General features: G+C 61.2%; 19 protein-coding genes and 1 tRNA gene. 12 read left to right on the plus strand and 8 right to left on the minus strand.

Annotated features, from left to right (window positions below):
* Positions 1-146: 146 nt before the first annotated feature.
* The 4 genes from AACU78_RS26145 to ddlA are packed head-to-tail and all read left to right on the plus strand — an operon-like array spanning position 147 to position 2,741.
* Complete coding sequence (locus AACU78_RS26145; protein WP_106578528.1) at positions 147-707, plus strand: DUF2975 domain-containing protein; 561 nt, start codon at positions 147-149, stop codon at positions 705-707.
* Between the two features lie 7 nt (positions 708-714).
* Positions 715-933, plus strand: a complete 219-nt coding sequence (locus AACU78_RS26150; RefSeq protein ID WP_106578529.1) for a helix-turn-helix domain-containing protein — start codon at positions 715-717, stop codon at positions 931-933.
* Between the two features lie 30 nt (positions 934-963).
* On the plus strand, positions 964-1,602 hold the full coding sequence (locus AACU78_RS26155) for a LysE family transporter (RefSeq protein WP_106578530.1): 639 nt from the start codon (positions 964-966) through the stop codon (positions 1,600-1,602).
* Between the two features lie 44 nt (positions 1,603-1,646).
* On the plus strand, positions 1,647-2,741 hold the full coding sequence (gene ddlA / locus AACU78_RS26160) for a D-alanine--D-alanine ligase (protein ID WP_106578531.1): 1,095 nt from the start codon (positions 1,647-1,649) through the stop codon (positions 2,739-2,741).
* A 231-nt stretch (positions 2,742-2,972) separates the two neighbouring features.
* Here the strand turns inward: ddlA and pgeF are convergent, their stop codons facing one another.
* The 8 genes from pgeF to AACU78_RS26200 form a co-directional block, all read right to left on the minus strand.
* On the minus strand, positions 2,973-3,695 hold the full coding sequence (pgeF, locus tag AACU78_RS26165; protein WP_106578532.1) for a peptidoglycan editing factor PgeF: 723 nt from the start codon (positions 3,693-3,695) through the stop codon (positions 2,973-2,975).
* Between the two features lie 23 nt (positions 3,696-3,718).
* Positions 3,719-5,548: a gamma-glutamyltransferase gene (gene ggt, locus AACU78_RS26170; protein WP_106578533.1), complete on the minus strand. Its 1,830-nt coding sequence runs from the start codon at positions 5,546-5,548 to the stop codon at positions 3,719-3,721.
* Positions 5,549-5,584: 36 nt separating this feature from the next.
* Positions 5,585-6,364 (minus strand): PhzF family phenazine biosynthesis protein, encoded by a 780-nt coding sequence (locus AACU78_RS26175; RefSeq protein WP_106578534.1) that lies wholly within the window; start codon positions 6,362-6,364, stop codon positions 5,585-5,587.
* A gap of 95 nt (positions 6,365-6,459) precedes the next feature.
* Complete coding sequence (locus AACU78_RS26180) at positions 6,460-7,161, minus strand: EamA family transporter (protein ID WP_256586981.1); 702 nt, start codon at positions 7,159-7,161, stop codon at positions 6,460-6,462.
* A gap of 6 nt (positions 7,162-7,167) precedes the next feature.
* The gene (locus tag AACU78_RS26185; protein WP_256586982.1) at positions 7,168-7,293 is read right to left on the minus strand and encodes a hypothetical protein; all 126 of its coding nucleotides are present in this window, start codon (positions 7,291-7,293) and stop codon (positions 7,168-7,170) included.
* Entirely contained in the window at positions 7,293-7,856 is a 564-nt protein-coding gene (locus tag AACU78_RS26190) for a GNAT family N-acetyltransferase (RefSeq protein ID WP_256586983.1), read from the minus strand. The genes AACU78_RS26185 and AACU78_RS26190 overlap by 1 nt, the downstream gene beginning before the upstream one ends.
* Positions 7,857-7,951: 95 nt before the next feature.
* Positions 7,952-8,028 (minus strand) — tRNA-Met (locus AACU78_RS26195).
* A gap of 441 nt (positions 8,029-8,469) precedes the next feature.
* Positions 8,470-9,021 carry an RNA polymerase sigma factor gene (locus AACU78_RS26200; RefSeq protein ID WP_106578536.1) on the minus strand — a complete coding sequence of 184 codons (552 nt, stop codon included), beginning with the start codon at positions 9,019-9,021 and terminating at the stop codon, positions 8,470-8,472.
* A gap of 262 nt (positions 9,022-9,283) precedes the next feature.
* Here AACU78_RS26200 and AACU78_RS26205 point away from each other — a divergent pair, with 262 nt between their 5' ends.
* The 8 genes from AACU78_RS26205 to sctR are packed head-to-tail and all read left to right on the plus strand — an operon-like array spanning position 9,284 to position 17,223.
* The gene (locus AACU78_RS26205; protein WP_177410106.1) at positions 9,284-10,339 is read left to right on the plus strand and encodes a TyeA family type III secretion system gatekeeper subunit; all 1,056 of its coding nucleotides are present in this window, start codon (positions 9,284-9,286) and stop codon (positions 10,337-10,339) included.
* Complete coding sequence (gene sctV, locus AACU78_RS26210) at positions 10,336-12,429, plus strand: type III secretion system export apparatus subunit SctV (RefSeq protein WP_106578538.1); 2,094 nt, start codon at positions 10,336-10,338, stop codon at positions 12,427-12,429. Before AACU78_RS26205 ends, sctV begins: the two co-directional genes overlap by 4 nt.
* A gap of 37 nt (positions 12,430-12,466) precedes the next feature.
* A complete protein-coding gene (locus tag AACU78_RS26215; protein WP_106578539.1) occupies positions 12,467-13,354 on the plus strand; it encodes an FHA domain-containing protein in 888 nt (295 codons plus the stop codon).
* Positions 13,351-14,709, plus strand: a complete 1,359-nt coding sequence (locus AACU78_RS26220; RefSeq protein ID WP_106578540.1) for a FliI/YscN family ATPase — start codon at positions 13,351-13,353, stop codon at positions 14,707-14,709. The genes AACU78_RS26215 and AACU78_RS26220 overlap by 4 nt, the downstream gene beginning before the upstream one ends.
* Positions 14,696-15,133, plus strand: a complete 438-nt coding sequence (gene sctO / locus AACU78_RS26225) for a type III secretion system stalk subunit SctO (protein WP_106578541.1) — start codon at positions 14,696-14,698, stop codon at positions 15,131-15,133. The genes AACU78_RS26220 and sctO overlap by 14 nt, the downstream gene beginning before the upstream one ends.
* On the plus strand, positions 15,105-15,563 hold the full coding sequence (locus AACU78_RS26230) for a type III secretion system HrpP C-terminal domain-containing protein (RefSeq protein WP_106578542.1): 459 nt from the start codon (positions 15,105-15,107) through the stop codon (positions 15,561-15,563). Before sctO ends, AACU78_RS26230 begins: the two co-directional genes overlap by 29 nt.
* Positions 15,560-16,573 carry a FliM/FliN family flagellar motor switch protein gene (locus tag AACU78_RS26235; protein WP_106578543.1) on the plus strand — a complete coding sequence of 338 codons (1,014 nt, stop codon included), beginning with the start codon at positions 15,560-15,562 and terminating at the stop codon, positions 16,571-16,573. Before AACU78_RS26230 ends, AACU78_RS26235 begins: the two co-directional genes overlap by 4 nt.
* Positions 16,570-17,223 (plus strand): type III secretion system export apparatus subunit SctR, encoded by a 654-nt coding sequence (gene sctR / locus AACU78_RS26240; protein ID WP_106578544.1) that lies wholly within the window; start codon positions 16,570-16,572, stop codon positions 17,221-17,223. The genes AACU78_RS26235 and sctR overlap by 4 nt, the downstream gene beginning before the upstream one ends.
* Positions 17,224-17,228: the final 5 nt, after the last annotated feature.

The raw sequence follows: 17,228 nt of genomic DNA on the forward strand, positions 1-17,228 counted from the left end.
TGCCGTGTCTGTCGAGGTCTTGAACGATTGTGCGTGCTTGAGAGGAGGTATTCGGCAGCGTAAATGTTGATCTGGGTTAATAAATGATTGTTTTACGATAATTAATCTATTATTTTTGCGACCTCACTCATTGATCGAGGTTGCTTATGAATACCCAACGTCTGGCTCAACTCAGCCAGCGCATGTCGCTGCTTACGCTCTTGCTGATTGTCGTCATGCTGGTGCTCAACACTGGCGTCTGGCTGTTTCCGGTGCTGGGTTCTTCCGCCGATGGCCTGGGCCTCAGCTTTTCCTTGAGTGACCGGATTCAGGACAGCGGCGTGCAAATCGCGCTGCTCCCGTGGTGGCAAAAACTCGGCGGGATTGTTCTTTCCAGCATCCCGCTGGTGGCCTTGGTGTCGGGCTTGAACCATCTGCGCCAGCTGTTTCGCAACTACGCGCGGGGCGAGTATTTCTCCAGCGCGGCGGCGCAGCACTTGGGCAAAGTCGGTCGCGCCGTTGCCTTGTGGGTACTGCTGGACTTTTTATGCGAGCCGTTGCTGGGCCTTTGGGTCTCGATGAACGAGCCGTTGGGCCAGCGATTTTTCACCTTGAGTCTGACCCCGCCGAGCTTCGTCGCGTTGTTTCTCGCTGCCTGTATCGCAGTAATCGCGCGTATCCTGTGGCAGGCCAGCGAAGTGGATTCTGAAAACCGCACTTTTGTTTGAGATCGAAATGCCCATTGTGATTGAACTGGACGTTATGCTTGCCCGGCGCAAGGTCAAATCCAAAGACCTGGCAGCCGCCATCGGGATTACCGAACAGAACCTGTCGTTGCTCAAACAAGGCAAGGTCAAGGGCATACGGCTGGGTACGCTGGATGCGATCTGTGCCTACCTGGACTGCCAGCCTGGCGACCTGCTGGTGCACACGCCTGAACCTGCGGGCGAATAGGTTTAACCATTTACCAAGAGGGATCGCCCCATGCTGTTCTCCGATCTGCCGTATGTCGCGCCGTTGTTGTCGCTGGGGCTGCTTTGGACCGTCGCGGTGGTGACGCCGGGGCCGAACTTCTTCAATACTGCCCAACTGGCGGCGAGCTGTTCGCGTCGGCATGGCGTGGTGGCGTCTGCCGGAGTGGCCACGGGCACGGTGATCTGGGGGCTGGCGGGCGGTTTGGGCATCAAGTCGCTGTTCACTGCGGCGCCCATGCTCTATCTGGCATTCAAGATCATCGGTGGCTGCTACCTGATCTACCTGGGGCTGAAACTGTTCAAGCGTTCGGCGCCAACCGCGAGCCAGACAGTGTTGCCCGACGAACCCACGCGCTCGTTGTTCTCCGCCTGGCGCTTCGGTCTGCTGGGCAACTTGTCCAACCCCAAGGCCGCGCTGTTCGTCGCCACGGCCTTCGCTTCGACCATGCCGCCTTCACCGTCGCCGACATTGTTGGCCCTGGCGGTGATTACCATGGCCACCTTGTCATTCAGTTGGTACACCAGCGTAGCCCTGGTGTTTTCCAGCGAGCGCATGGCCAATCTCTACAGCCGTTCACGCAAGTGGCTCGACCGGTTTGCCGGTGGGTGCTACCTGTTGTTCGGCGCACATCTGGTAGCGAATCGCTGACCGCTCATGGTAAGAAGCCTTACTTTCAACAGTGAGGCCGAGTCATGAGCAAGGTGCGGGTAGGTATTATTTTTGGTGGCCGTTCGGCCGAGCACGAGGTCTCGCTGCAGTCGGCGCGCAACATCGTCGATGCACTGGACCGCTCGCGCTTCGAGCCGGTTCTGATCGGCATCGACAAGGCCGGCCACTGGCACCTGAACGAAACCTCGAACTTCCTGATCAACCAGGAAAACCCGGCCCTGATCGCTCTCAACCAGTCCAACCGCGAACTGGCGGTGGTGCCGGGCAAGACCAGCCAGCAAGTGGTGGAAACCTGCGGGCAAAGCCTGCTGGAACACATCGATGTGATCTTCCCTATCGTCCACGGCACCCTTGGCGAAGACGGCTGCCTGCAAGGCCTGCTGCGCATGGCGGACCTGCCTTTCGTGGGCTCCGACGTGCTGGGCTCGGCGGTGTGCATGGACAAGGACATCAGCAAACGCCTGTTGCGCGATGCCGGTATTGCCGTTACCCCGTTCATCACCCTGACGCGTCGCAACGCGGCGCGCAGCGCTTTTGATACAGCAGTGAACAAGCTTGGCTTGCCGATGTTCGTCAAACCCGCCAACCAGGGTTCCTCGGTGGGCGTGAGTAAAGTCACCAACGAGGCCGAGTACCATGCCGCGGTCGAACTGGCCCTGGGCTTCGATGAAAAAGTGTTGGTGGAGTCCGCTGTCCAGGGGCGTGAAATTGAATGCGCCGTGCTGGGCAACGACAACCCTGTCGCCAGCGGTTGCGGCGAGATCGTGGTGGGCAGCGGTTTCTATTCCTACGACAGCAAATACATCGACGCCCAGGCCGCCCAAGTGATGGTGCCGGCTGATATCAGCCTTGAGGCCAGTGAGCGTATTCGCCAACTCGCCATTGAAGCGTTTGAGCTACTGGGCTGCGCCGGGTTGGCGCGAGTCGACGTGTTCCTCACCGACGGCGGCGAAGTGCTGATCAACGAAATCAACTCACTGCCCGGCTTCACCCGCATCAGCATGTACCCCAAGCTGTGGCAGGCGGCAGGCATGAGTTACAGCGAGTTGGTAAGCCGCTTGATTGAGTTGGCGCTGGAGCGACATGCGGGGCGCAAGGGGCTGAAGATCAGCCGCTGATAATCGTTGGGCCCGGACGAACGCTGTGGCGAGCGGGCTTGCCCCGCGTTGGGCTGCGCAGCAGCCCCATAACCAGGCTGCTCGTTTCTGTCTGAGACAACAGGGTGAGTTTGAGGGGGCTGCTGCGCAGCCCAACGCGGGGCAAGCCCGCTCGCCACAACAGCCCTGCTAGCCACAACAAGCTCGTTTGCCATAACGAGCCTGCCAACCATCGCAGGGTCAGGGGGCTTTTCAGGATTTGCGGGCGATCCACGAATAGATCAGCGTCTTTGGCTCCTCAGGGTGGTGAGTTCTCCTGCGGTAGCTGGCGAAGGTTGGTGATGTGCAATACGTGCACACCTCGCTGACGTCGATCTGCTCACGCTCAAGGCCCGCCGCTTGCAACAGCATCACCCCGTAACCACTCAAGTCGAACCACGCACTTCCCGCTTGCCGCGCGTGGGGCGGTGCAATCTGGGGTGACAGCCGTGGCGTCGGTTGCTCGAAGCACCATGGCGCCTGACCGTCACGCCACACGTGGCCCTGGCTCGCCTGAAATTGCGCGATAAACTCGGCGCTCACTTCATAACAACACGGCTTGATCGACGGCCCGATCGCCACCCGCAACTGGTCAACGGCAATGCCCTCGGCAGCCAATTGTTTCACCGCGTTGGCGATGATCCCCCCTTGCAAGCCCTTCCAGCCGCCATGCACGGCGGCAACCCGATCACCACTGTGTGCGGCGATAAGAATGGGCAGGCAGTCAGCGGTGATCACTGCAATTGGCGCAGACGCGTGCGTGAACACGCCGTCTGCCTCAATGGTATTGGCCACCTGTTCCGCCTGCCATTGGATCACCGAAGCACTGTGCACCTGCTTGCAGATGAACACCCCGTCCGGCCGCAATGGATCATTGATCGAACAAAAACCGTGGTCGACGCCGGGGATGGCGCCGAGATTGTTTGCCTGTTGCAAGGGGCTCTCTCCGCTCAATAAAGTCAGTCGCCGACCGCTTCGCCTTCGCGCCGAGGGTCGGCGCCGCCGCTCAGCGACGCCTTACCCTGGGCGTCTGGCGTGCGAACGATGGCCTGCACGCCGCTGGTCATATCAATCTCGCTCAGTGCATGGCCTTTGACCCTCAGCGCCTGCTTCAACTCGGGGCTGAACATCCCGGCCTCAAGCTCGGTGGCGCCGTTACGGCTACCAAAGTTGGGCAAGCTGATGGCCGCTTGCGGGTCGAGGTTCCAGTCGAGCATCGCCACCAGGGATTTACTCACATACTCGATGATCTGCGAACCGCCCGGCGATCCGACGGTGGCCAGCAACTCGCCGCTCTTGCGGTCGAACACCAGCGTCGGCGCCATGGCCGAGCGCGGACGTTTGCCCGGCTCGACGCGGTTGGCGACCGGCTGGCCGTTTTCTTCGGGGATGAACGAGAAGTCAGTCATCTGGTTGTTCAGCAAAAAGCCCTGAACCATCACGTGCGAACCAAACGCCGCTTCCACCGTGGTGGTCATCGACACGGCGCCGCCCAGGTCATCCACCGCCACCACTTGCGAGGTCGAGATGCGCAAGGGCGAGCGGTCCGGCGCGTACGCCACCTGGATGCCCGCAGGCGTGCCTGGCTTGGCGATGCCCATGCTGCGGTCGCCGATCAGTGTGGCGCGTTTGGCCAGGTAGTCCGGGGCGATCAGGCCTGCGGTCGGCACCGGCACGAAGTCGGCGTCGGCCACGTACAACCCACGGTCGGCGAAGGCCAGGCGACCGGCTTCGGCCAGCAGGTGCACGGCTTCAGGTGTGGGTTCAAAGCCGGCAGGCGATGTGCTTTTGACCGGCTTCATCGGTGCGATGGCCAAGCGCGGGTCGCGGGTTTCCAATGCCTGCAACGTACCGAGGATCTGCGCGACAGCAATCCCGCCCGACGACGGCGGTGGCATGCCGCACACCTGATAGCGCTTGTAGTCGGTGCACAGTGGCGCGCGCTCTTTGGCGGTGTAGCCCTTGAGGTCCGCCTGCGACAGGCTGCCCGCGTTGCGGTTGCCCTGGACCTTGCGTGCGATCTCATCGGCAATCGGCCCCTGGTACAACGCGTCCGGACCTTCCTTGGCGATGCGCTTGAACACGTTGGCCAACGCCGGGTTTTTCAACAGCGTGCCGGCGGCTTTGGGCGTGCCGTCGGCGTTCAGAAAATACGCCGCCATCTCGGGCGATTGCGCGATGTAACGGTCGGCAGCGATCAGCGCGTGCAGGCGCGGGGAAATCGCGAAGCCTTGCTCTGACAGCCGAATCGCCGGTTCAAACAGCTTGGCCCATTGCAGGTGGCCGGTCTTTTTGTGTGCCATCTCCAGTGCGCGCAACACGCCTGGCGTGCCAACCGAACGCCCGCCAATCTGCGCCTCGGGAAATGCCATCGGCGTGCCGTCGGCTTTAAGGAACAAGCGTTCGGTAGCTCCCGCGGGCGCCGTCTCGCGGCCGTCATACGCGTGCACGGTTTTGCCGTCCCACAGCATGATGAACGCGCCGCCGCCGATGCCGGATGATTGCGGCTCCACCAGGGTCAACACGGCCTGCATCGCAATCGCCGCGTCGATGGCCGAGCCGCCCTGGCGCAGCATTTCGCGCCCGGCTTCGGCAGCCAGCGGGTTGGCGGCGGCGGCCATATGGCGCTCGGCGTGGCGGGTGGTGAGGTCGGTGCGATAACCCGAACCCAGCTCCGGCGCGGGCGGTTGTTCATTGACGGGGGTATGGCAGCCAGCCAGGGCGAGGGCGGCGGCAATCATTGACAGTTGACGGCGGGAAATCGAAAACACGCGCTGAACTCCGTTCATTTTGAGAATGATCTGTTGTCCTTGGGTTACGGCTTTTTACAGGTATATCGTGCCTTGCAGGTAGAGCACCGCGTGGCCGGAGATAATCACGCGGTCGTCCTTGAGCTCGCAACGCAGTTGCCCACGGCGCTTGCCGCCTTGTTCGGCGGTCAACTGCGACTTACCCAAACGCTCGGCCCAGAAGGGCGCCAGCGAGGTGTGCGCCGAACCTGTGACCGGGTCTTCATTGACGCCCACGTTGGGGCCGAACCAACGGGATACAAAATCAAACCGCGTGCTTTTGGCTGTCACCGCAATACCGCGTTTGGGCAGGCCCTTGAGGCGCGCGAAGTCCGGCGTCAGGGCGGCGACTTGAGCTTCGTCGTCGACCAGCACGAGGTAGTCGTCGGTGGCAAACACCTCGGCATGCTCAATCCCCAATGCGCTCAACATGCCGCTTGGCGGCTCGCAGCGCTGGGGCTGTTTGGCCGGGAAGTCCATCGCCAGTTCGTCGCCATTGCGCGTCACGCGAAGCTCGCCGCTGCGGGTGGCAAAGCGCAAGACGTGCGGTGCATCCGCCAATTGATGAATCAGCACCCAGGCTGCGGCCAGCGTGGCATGGCCACACAGGTCCACTTCGACCTCCGGGGTGAACCAGCGCAACTCATAGAAATCGCCACGGGGTACGAAGTAGGCGGTTTCGGAGAGGTTGTTTTCAGCCGCGATATTCTGCAGTTGCTCGTCGGGCAGCCACTCGGTGAGCGGACAGACTGCCGCCGGGTTGCCGCCGAAGGGGTGTTGGCTGAAAGCATCGACTTGATAGATATCCAGTTTCATCAAGGGCACTCCGAGTAGGGAGGCTGGACACTAACAGTGGGTCTTTAAGGCGTCAAAATACAGATACGGAGTTTTTTTGCGCGCATGCGCCTCGCTCATCCCAGGCGCAACACCATCGCCCCGGCGGCGATCACGCACGCGGCCAGGATGCGCACGCGGGTCAGGCCCTCTTTGAGCACCCAGGCCGAGATCACCACGCCAAACAGGATCGACGTTTCGCGCAGGGCCGAAACGGTCGCGATGGGGGCTGCGGTCATGGCCCACAGCGCCAGGCCATACGAGGCGATCGTACCCACACCACCGACGATGCCCAAGCGCCAGTTATGCGCGAGGTAATCACAGAACAGCGTGCGCCGCGAAGCTAGCGCCCACGTCGCCAGCGGGACGCCGGTCAGCAGGAAAATCCACAGCGTGTAGGCCACAGGCGCACCGGACTTGCGCACGCCCAAGCCGTCGATAAGGGTGTAGCTGGCGATCACGCCGGCGTTGATCAGCGCCAGAACCAAGCCTTTTCTTGGCCCTGAAGAAGGCGCCAGGGCCATGCTCAAGATGCCCAGTGAGATCACCGCAATGCCAAGCCAGGCGGAGGTCGAGAGCGGCTCGGCCAACACAAACACGCTCACCGTCGCCACCAGCAGCGGCGCTGTGCCGCGCATGATCGGGTAGGTCTGGCTCATGTCGGCAATGCGGTAAGTCGAGGCCACCAGCACGAAATACAGCACTTGGAGAAGCACCGACGCGCCGATGAACGGCCAGCTCTCTCTTGCCGGCAGCGGCAGAAACGGGGTGGCGGCCAACGCGATCTACGAGGCGACGGAGGCGATCATGCAGGTGGTCAACAGCTTGTCGGCGCCGCCTTTGACCACGGCGTTCCAGGTGGCGTGGAGCGCGGCGCCCAAAAGGATGATGGCGAATACGCTGAGGCTCATCAGTCGCTCTCTGCGTGGTTGATCAGCGACGTCAACACGTGGTCCGCCCACACGCCGTTAATCTTGAGATAGGCCCGCGCTTGACCCTCGCGCTCAAACCCCAGCCGTTCCAGCAGGCGTGCACTGCGTGCATTTTCGGGGCGGTAGTTGGCCATGATTCGATGCAGTTTCATGGCATCGAACCCATAGGCAATCGCAGCCTTCAGCGCTTCGTGCATCAGGCCCTGGCCCTGAGCCGATTCGTCCAGCGCGTAGCCCAGGTGGCAGGCTTGAAACGCACCGCGCACGATATGGGTGAAATTGCAGGCGCCGATGATCTGACCGTCGCGCCGTATCAGCAGGTGCAGCGCTTCGCCGCTGGCGGTCTTTTCGGCCATGGTTTCGAGGCGTTGAGTGATGGCGTCAAGTGCAAAGAAGTCATCGTCGCGCGTGGGTTCCCAGGGTTGCAGGTAAGCGCGGTTTTGCAGCAGGTAGGTGTGCAGGGCGCGAGCGTGAGACGGCTGGGCGGCTTGCAGTATCAGCCGTTCGGTGGCAATGCCATGGGTGGGGAAGTGCGTGTTCACCAATCGCCTCCTTGTGGTTGGGGGCGAGTATGCCTGAGGGCTTTTATTCAGGCATAAAAAAACGGCTTACCTTTCGGTAAGCCGTTTTTAGTACTTGGTGGCTACACAGGGACTTGAACCCCGGACCCCAGCATTATGAATGCTATGCTCTAACCAACTGAGCTATGTAGCCAAGTGGCGCGCATTATTCGCGTAGAACGGGAATGCGTCAAGCACTTTTATCGAAATTTTTTCTACGCTTTCAATTGTTTAACCGGAATCGCCAGCTCTGGCGACGAGTGGCTTGTCATTCGTCCGCCTGTCGGGCCGCGTGGGGGCGCGGGCTTTCAATTGAGCGACCCTTCACGATCGTGGTGATTTTCTGCAGATGCCATCCGGCGTCGATCGTGGCGTTGCAAGAGCGTGCCGCAGTCGAGAACGGTAGCGCAAGCGCTGAGCATCAGGTGGGAAAGGTAGGGCTGGACGTCTTCGCCGCTGAGGTTGTTATCGGCGCTGAGGCAGTCGGTAGGGATGGGGTGTTCGGGCGGTTGGTGATCGCGTCGCAGTGGACGAGAGAAGCAAAATTCGGTTGGGCAGATATCCCTGCCGCCCAACAATTACCCTCTAGAGGGCCTTACGGTTGCGACGGGTTATGCGTGACGCGCTTGAGGTGTTCACGCGCGCGTGACAAGCGTGAGCGAACGGTGCCGATGGGTATGTCCAATACGTCGGCGGTGTCCTGGTAGCTGCCGTCGGTCTCCAGTGAGGCGTACAACGTCTTGCGCATTTCTGTGGGCAGGTGGTCGATGGCGGTCAGGGTTTTCTCCAGTCGGCGGTTGATCTCGAACTGCCAATCCAGGTTCTTGGTTTCCTCCTGCCCATGCCACAGCGACTCATCGAATTCGCAGTGCACAGGCTTGGCGTACAGGCGGCGGAAGTGGTTGCGTACCAGGTTCTGAGCAATCCCGCACATCCAGGTACTGAGGCTCGCCTGACCACTGAAGCGCTCCCTGTTGCGCCAGGCTTCCAGGTAAGTCAGTTGCAGTATGTCGTCTGCATCTTCGGGGTTGAGTACGCGCTTATGAATAAAACGCCGGAGTTTTTTCTGTTGGTCGTCCGTCAGTTGGAGCATAAATTGAGGCGAGCTGCCAACCAGGTGCGCTAAAGCTTCAATTGGGATATTCACGTTTTTTTCCTCGGGGTAGACGCTATCGAAATAAGTTCGATGGAAACCCCTTTAGCACTGGGTGTGCCAAATGGAAAAAGATCGCAACTAGCTGATTATTAAAGGTAAATATCTTGAAATGGAGAGATATTGCGCAGTAGTTTGCAAAAAGCGCCGAGGGTTTGTGCCGGTCTTGTCAAACCTCTCGATAGCCGCGTTCTGATGGAACCGTATCGGTAGGCATTGCCACATAGGGACACACTCTTCCCGTCTTGGCATGCTTATGAAAGTCGAATCCCCTAAAGATGCGCCCTCTGCCCAGCGCCTGGATCAATCCGCCGTTGCGCCTGTGTCCACGCCCGCACCCGCGAAGGTTGATGAGCTTACTTCGCTCTTCGACCAGGAAGTGATTGCCAACAACCGCGCTCAGCGCGCGATGTCGATTCGCGTGCCCCCCACCGAGCAGCTTGCGCAACTTTATGAACAGCTGGGCCATCCTGCTCAGGAGTCCCTGGCGACTATTTCGCGGCGGTTCAGGCACCAATTGCAGCAGCATCCCAGTGTCGACAAGCTGGTAGAGCTCGCCGAGGGCGACCCCGCACGCGCCTACGTGGTGCTCAAACATCTGGAAGCCCAGGCGGACAATGATGTGCGCCCGACCGAAGCTGCCTTGGCGCGGGATGCTATTGGCATGCTGGCGGTGGGCTTTAAAGGGGAGATCCAGGCTGGCCTCAAATTCGCCACGGCGTTGATGGAGGCCGGTGGTGATCCACAGGAGCGCCAAGCGCTGCGCGCGCTTTATTACGCCAGCGTGGCCACGCGCCAATCCCTGGCGACGATGATGCAGGCGCTGTTGGGCGTATACGGCGGCGATACATTTTCCGTCAGGCTCATCAGCATGCGTAAAGCCTTGGCTGACGACATCGCGGTCCTGGTTTCGTCAATGACCACGCCGCGTTTGCGCACCTTGTTGCTGGCGCTGCAAAGCTGTGGGCAACTGAGCACCGTGTTGGCCGGTTGCCACGCGTTGATCCAGCGCCTGGGCATCGGCTACGACGCCGTCAGTCTTTTGCAGCGCCTGCTGGGGTATGCCGGCAGCGGCATCGATGCGGGCGAGATCCTGCGACTTGGGCATGATCTGGGCAGTGGCCCGAGCCCCCGGCAAGTGATTGTTCTCAACGCGCTTTACCCTCTGGTCCGGCAATTGCCTTTGGCCTTGTGGCCTGACAGTCGAACCCGCCAGGGCGCGCTGGACAGCTTTTTGGCCGTGATGGGGGAACTGGAGCGGATCGAGCGCGGCCCGATCAAGTTTGCCGGTGACCTGGGGGCGTCGGCGTGACTGCACTGTCAGCCATCAACGCTGTACTGCTCAAAATGGCCCAACGTGCCGAAGTCCTGGGCGCAGTGGTGATTCTGGGCATCGTGTTTATTTTTATCGTGCCGTTGCCCACCTGGCTGGTGGACATTCTGATCGCGCTGAACATTTGCATATCCTGTCTGTTGATCGTGCTCGCGCTGTATTTGCCAGGCCCCTTGGCGTTCTCGTCGTTCCCATCAATTTTGCTGCTGACCACCATGTTCCGTCTGGCGCTGTCGATCGCCACGACGCGCTTGATTCTGCTGGAACAGGACGCCGGCGACATCGTCGAGGCCTTCGGCAATTTCGTCGTGGGCGGCAATCTGGCGGTGGGGATGGTGATCTTTCTGATCCTGACCCTGGTCAACTTTCTGGTCATCACCAAGGGTTCGGAACGGGTCGCCGAGGTGGCGGCGCGGTTCAGCCTGGACGCGATGCCGGGTAAACAGATGTCCATCGACAGTGACCTGCGTGCCGGGCTGATCGACGGCACGCAAGCGCGGGACAAACGTGAGCAGTTGTCCCGCGAGAGTCAGCTGTTCGGTGCCATGGACGGTGCGATGAAATTCGTCAAGGGCGATGCCGTCGCCGGTTTGATCATCGTTGTGGTCAACCTGTTGGGTGGCTTCACCACGGGCATGTTTCAACACGACTTGAGCGCTGCCGAGTCGATACGGCTGTATTCGGTGCTGACCATCGGCGATGGCCTGATCGCGCAGATTCCGGCGCTGCTGATCTCCCTGACCGCCGGCATGATCATCACCCGCGTGGCTCCGGACGGGCGCAAGGGTATCAGTAACATGGGCGCCGAAATTGCCCGGCAAATGACCAGCGAACCCAAGAGTTGGATGATTGCATCGGTGGGGATGCTCGCGTTTGCTGCGGTGCCCGGCATGCCTACCCTGGTGTTTATCCTGATTTCGATGGTCACCGGCGGCCTGGGTTATTACTTGATGCGCCAGCGTCAACGACTAGAACAGCCGGCCGCCGAAGCCGCTGACGCCGTGCGCCCGGAGCAGAACGGTGATGAAGACTTGCGCGGGTTTGATCCGTCGCGACCGTACTTGCTGCAGTTTTCCCCGGTCTTGCGCGGAACCCCTGAGGTCACCGAGCTTATCCATGGGATACGCCAGGCCCGAAACACGCTGGTGGCCAATATCGGTTTGACCTTGCCGCCGTTTGAAGTCGAACTTGATGACGCCCTGGCCGCTGATGAAATGCGCTTTTGTGTGCACGAAGTGCCGATGGTCAAGGCCTCGGTCGTCAACCATTTGGCCGTGGAACGCAAGGCGCTGGCGGTTGAACCCGAGCACGCAATACCGGGCAAGGCCGACCGCGATGAACAGGATTGGCTATGGTTGGCGCCTGATGATCCGCTGCTCGATGACCCGCAGCTGGAGCGCTTTACCGCGACGAGCCTGATCATTGAGCGCATGAGGCAGGCGATGATGCTCAGCGGGCCGCAGTTCCTGGGGATCCAGGAGAGTAAATCGATCCTCAGTTGGCTTGAGCACAACCAGCCGGAACTGGTGCAGGAACTGCAACGCATCATGCCGCTCTCGCGGTTTTCGGCGGTCCTGCAACGCCTGGCCAGCGAAGGGGTGCCACTGCGTGCCGTGCGGCTGATTGTCGAGTCGTTGATCGAGTACGGCCAGCATGAGCGCGAGCCCGAAGCGCTGGCTGACTACGCGCGCATTGCCCTCAAGGCGCAGATTTTCCACCAGTACAGCGAGGAAGACGGCCTGCACGCCTGGCTGCTGTCGCCCCATACCGAAAACATCCTGCGCGAGGCGTTGCGTCAGACGCAGACCGGGGTTTTCTTTGCGCTTGATAACGAAAGCAGCGCCGCGTTGATCAACCTCCTCAACCAGGCCTTCACCTTACGCGCCAAAAGCAAAAGTGTGATGTTGGTGGCACAAGACCTGCGCAGTCCCTTGCGCACTCTGCTTCTGGAAGAGTTCAACCATGTGCCGGTGCTGTCCTTCGCCGAGTTGGGAAGCACCTCCAAGGTGAAAGTGCTGGGGCGTTTTGACCTGACCCAGGATGAGCTGGCGCGCGGTGCGCTGGCATGAATCTCCAGTCGGGCTCAACGCGCCGGAGCGCTCGATAATGTTTGAGTTACGGGTGCTCAATGGTCTGCGCCAGGGCGCCGCGTTGCCGCTTTTTGGCGAGCAATGGAGCATCGGCGCTCACCCTGACGCCGACCTGATGCTGAATGATCCTGGCATCGCCGAGCAGCACGCGCGGTTGCGGCTGATCAACGCAAACTGGTCAGTGCAGGCCGAAGCCGGGCTGCTGCAAGGTGATGAAGGGCAGGTGCTGGCCCAGATTGCGAGCCTGGTGCTGAACGTACCGTTTTCAGTCGGGGCTGTGCGGCTGTGCGTCACCTGGGCCGATCAGCCATGGCCCGAGGCACCCGCCCCAGCGCCGCCGACCCCTGAAGCGCCGCGGGCGCTGCAACTTTCGTCCATCTCGCACGCGCAGCAAAAGCGCCTGATCAGCGTGGCGCTGGTGGTTGCGATCATCGTCGTGGTGGTGGGCATCGCGTCCACGGGTGAGCGTGAGGCCCAGGCCTCATTGATGCCGCCTGTGGTGGTCAAACACGAGTTGGCGACGCCGTTTGAAGTGCGCCAGCAGTTGCTGAAGATGCTCAATGAGCGCGAATTGAGCCAACGGGTCAGCCTGCAAGTGATCAATGGCCAGGTCGCGCTCAACGGCGACGTGTCGCAGGACGATGTGGAGCTGGTGTCGCGCATGCTCAGCCGGTTTGTCGAGCTGTTCGACAGCGCGGTGCCGGTGATCAGCCGTGTGCGTGTCAGCGACGGCGCGCTGCCGTTCAAGATCGTGCAGATCGTCGGCGGCCCCAATGGCCACGTCGTCCTGGAAGAGGGCAGCCGGGTGTTTGTCGGTGATGAAGTGGACGGCCTGCGCCTGGTGCTGATCGACAACAGCAAAGTGGTGTTCGATGGCGCCCGGCGTTATGAGGTGCGCTGGTGAACGAAGAACTGAATGCACGTCTCGATGCCTGGCAACAGCGCCAGGCCCAGGCACTGGCCAACCTGATGCCGGTGACCCTGCGCGGTCGGGTTCAGCGCGTCAACGGCATGTTGTTGCAATGCCGGTTGCCAAGCGCGCGTATTGGCGACTTGTGCCAGGTCGAGAAATCTGCCGACGACTACATGCTGGCGGAAATCATCGGCTTCGATCAGCAGGATGCCGTGCTCAGTGCCTTGGGCAACCTTGAAGGCGTGCGCGTGGGCGCCAGTGTGCAGCGTCTGGGTGTTTCGCATCGAGTGCGCGTCAGTGATGCGTTGCTGGGCCAGGTGCTCGATGGGTTCGGGCGGCCGATTACTGGCGTTGGCCCCAATGCCTTCGCTGACACCGACAGCCCGGATGCGAGCATGGTGCTGTGTGAGGCGCCGTTGCCGACCGAACGGCCGAGGATCCACCGGGCCCTGGCGACTGGGGTGCGCTCGATCGATGGTCTGTTGACGCTTGGCGAAGGTCAGCGCGTGGGCCTGTTTGCCGGTGCCGGCTGTGGCAAGACCACCTTGCTCGCGGAGATTGCCCGTAACGTCGAGTGCGATGTGATTGTGTTCGGCCTGATCGGTGAGCGCGGCCGGGAACTGCGCGAATTTCTCGACCATGAACTGGATGATCAGTTGCGCGCCAAGGCCGTGCTGGTGTGTGCGACATCCGACCGCTCAAGTATGGAACGCGCCCGCGCGGCGTTCACCGCAACGGCGCTGGCTGAGGGCTATCGACGCAAAGGCAAGCGGGTGTTGCTGCTGATCGACTCCTTGACGCGTTTCGCCCGCGCGCAGCGAGAAATCGGCCTGGCAGCCGGTGAGCCCTTGGGGCGCGGGGGCTTGCCGCCTTCGGTGTACAGCTTGCTGCCGCGTTTGGTGGAGCGCGCCGGGTTGACCCGCGACGGCGTTATCACCGCAATCTACACCGTGCTGATCGAACAGGACTCCATGAGTGACCCCGTGGCCGACGAAGTTCGCTCGCTGCTGGACGGCCATATTGTGCTGTCGCGCAAGTTGGCCGAGCGCGGTCACTACCCGGCGGTCGATGTGCTGGCCAGCCTTTCGCGAATTCTGAGCAATGTCGCCACCCCTGAGCACATCCAGGCGGGGACCGGGCTGCGCCGTTTGTTGTCGGCGTATCAGCAGATCGAGCTGATGCTCAAGCTGGGTGAATACCAGGCCGGCAATGATGCCCTGACCGACTTGGCGGTGGACAGCCGTTCGGCGGTGGATGGCTTTTTGCGCCAGGACTTGCGTGAGCCTTCACCGATGGCGGCGACCCTGGATCAGCTGACGGAGCTGACCGCCTATGTTCCTTTCTGAGCTGGAAACCCTGAGGCGTCTGCGCAAACACCGCGCGGACCGGGCTGAGCGCGCATTGGGTGAGGCTAAAAGGCATCAGCGTGCACTGCAGTTGCATGTTGAGCAGGCGCAGCAGCGCCTTGAGGACACTCGCCTGCAGGAAGCCGAGGAAGCGGCGCAGCTATTGAGCAAGCATCAAGGGCACGTGCTCTCGTTTCAGGAACTCAAGTCGTGGAATACCCAAGAGCGCTCATTGTCCGCCAGCACGCAGCGTGAAGAGGCGCAGTTACAAGCGTTACAGGGGCAGCAGGAACAGCAAGTGGTGCATATCGACAGCATGCAAAAGCAGGCCAGCCAGTATTTGCGCGAGGTCGAAAAACTCTCGGAATTATCCCAGTTACTGGTGCAGGAGCGTCATGAAACGATTGCCTGTGAGCAGGTCTGAGCGGCCGCGCGTGCGCGAGCCCAGGGACGACCGTGAGAGAGGCGTTGAGGCCGTGGTGCCGTGGGTTCATGTGCACGTCTTCGCGCAACTGTTTGCCAGGGACGATGGCTCGGGCGGTTACGTTTCCAGCCTGCCAGCGCAAAGTGTGGCGACGGATAAATTGATGATTGAGGCGTTGGCGGGGCAGTTGGCGCTTCGCGTTCAAGGCGGCACGCAATGGCCGTTGCTGGCGGTGCTTTACCTGCCACGGCTGGGGCGAATCAACGCCAGTGTGCAGCGGCAGTCGGGCGCGTGGAACGTCGAGTTGGACGCCGAAGAACCGCGCACCGCGCATTGGCTCGCCACGGTGCAAAAACGTTATCAGGACAGGCTGACCGAGGCGTTGGGCCAGCCAGTCGATATCCACATCAACAGCACGGGGCCCGCATGATCATGTTGGCGGTGACACCGCCCCTGGTTGAGGCGGCAAGGGTTGCGGCGTTGCATCGGCTGGGGCGCGGATTACGCATGCCGTTCCAGGTCGGCGATCAGCAGGGGGCGTTTGTGCTCGAGCCCGGCCGCGCGCCTGAAGGGCGAAGCCCGGTGTGTTTCGAGAGTGCCGTCGGTGTACTGGGGTTCTCGGAACCCGAGGCGATGTTCAGCCTGATGGGCGAATGCCCGGTCACCCTGGCAGAAGCCGGCAATGACTCGACGTCGTGGTTCTGGGAATTGTTCCAGCATCACCTCAGCCCGCAAGTAGTGGCGTTGTTCGGTTATCTGCGCTTGCTGCCTGCAGCCAAAACGTTGGGCTTTGGTTGCCGCTTCACCGTGATCTTGGGGGCCTCCAAGGTCGCCGGCTACCTGTGGCTGGCCCCGCAGAGCTTGCTGGCAATGTGTGCGGCGGGCGCTTGGCGGTCCACGGCCAGCTCATTACCCGCATCGTTTCCCCTGGCAATCGCCGTGACCGTGGGCCGCTTGAACTTGCCCGTCGGGCAGTTGCGCAGCGTGCGTGCGGGGGACGTGCTGATGCCTGAACAGGCGTTTTTTGATGCGCAGGGCCGTGGCCACGTGCGTATCGGGCGTCGCCATCTGCAAGGGCGTATTGACGATGAATCCGGGCCGTTGTGCCTGAACCTTTTTGCGATTGAGGAAGCGTCCATGGACGAGCACTTTGTAGTGGAAGAATACCCGGGGCCTGAACAGGACCAACCGGTGGAGGATGTCTTTGGCCGTGAGCCCTTTGACGAATTGAGTATGGCGCTGACGGTGCGCTGTGGTGTCCTGAGCCTGACCCTGGGCGAGCTGCGCAATCTTGCTCCCGGTGCGGTGCTGGGCATCACCGGGTACGCCCCGGGCATGGCCGGCCTGTATTACGGCGAGCGGCCCATTGGCCAGGGGCAACTGGTGGAAGTGGATGGGCGACTCGGCTTGCAAGTGTCTCGCGTGGTGTTTTCCCGATGATATTCCAGGGCGTTGACCCGGTCGTCCTGGCTTTGTTTTTCGGGGCGTTGTCGCTGCTGCCGATGCTGCTGATCATCTGCACCGCGTTCTTGAAGATCGTCATTGTGCTGATGATTACCCGCAACGCTATCGGCGTGCAGCAGGTGCCCCCGAGCATGGCGATCAATGGCATAGCGCTGGCCGCTACGCTGTTTATCATGGCCCCCGTGGGTTACCAGGTCGCCGAAAACCTCAAGGGCGCGCCCCTGGACATGAGCACCGTGCAGACCCTTCAACAGACGGGGCTTGTGGCCATACAGCCGCTGCGTGCGTTTATGAAACGCAACACCGATCCGGATGTGTTGACCCACATGCACGAAAACAGCGCGCGTATGTGGCCACCTGAAATGGCGCAAAGCACCCAGCGCGATGACCTGATCCTGTTGGTCCCCTCCTTTGTGCTGTCGCAGTTGCAGGCCGGGTTCGAGATCGGCTTCCTCATCTACATTCCGTTCATCGTCATCGATCTGATTGTGTCCAACCTGCTCTTGGCGCTGGGGATGCAAATGGTCTCGCCCATGACCATTTCCCTGCCGCTCAAACTGCTGTTGTTCGTCATGGTCTCCGGATGGTCGCGATTGCTCGACAGCCTTTTCCTTTCCTACCTTTGAGTGCC

It is taken from the genome of Pseudomonas sp. R9.37 (genome assembly GCF_963878885.1).
Taxonomy (GTDB): domain Bacteria; phylum Pseudomonadota; class Gammaproteobacteria; order Pseudomonadales; family Pseudomonadaceae; genus Aquipseudomonas.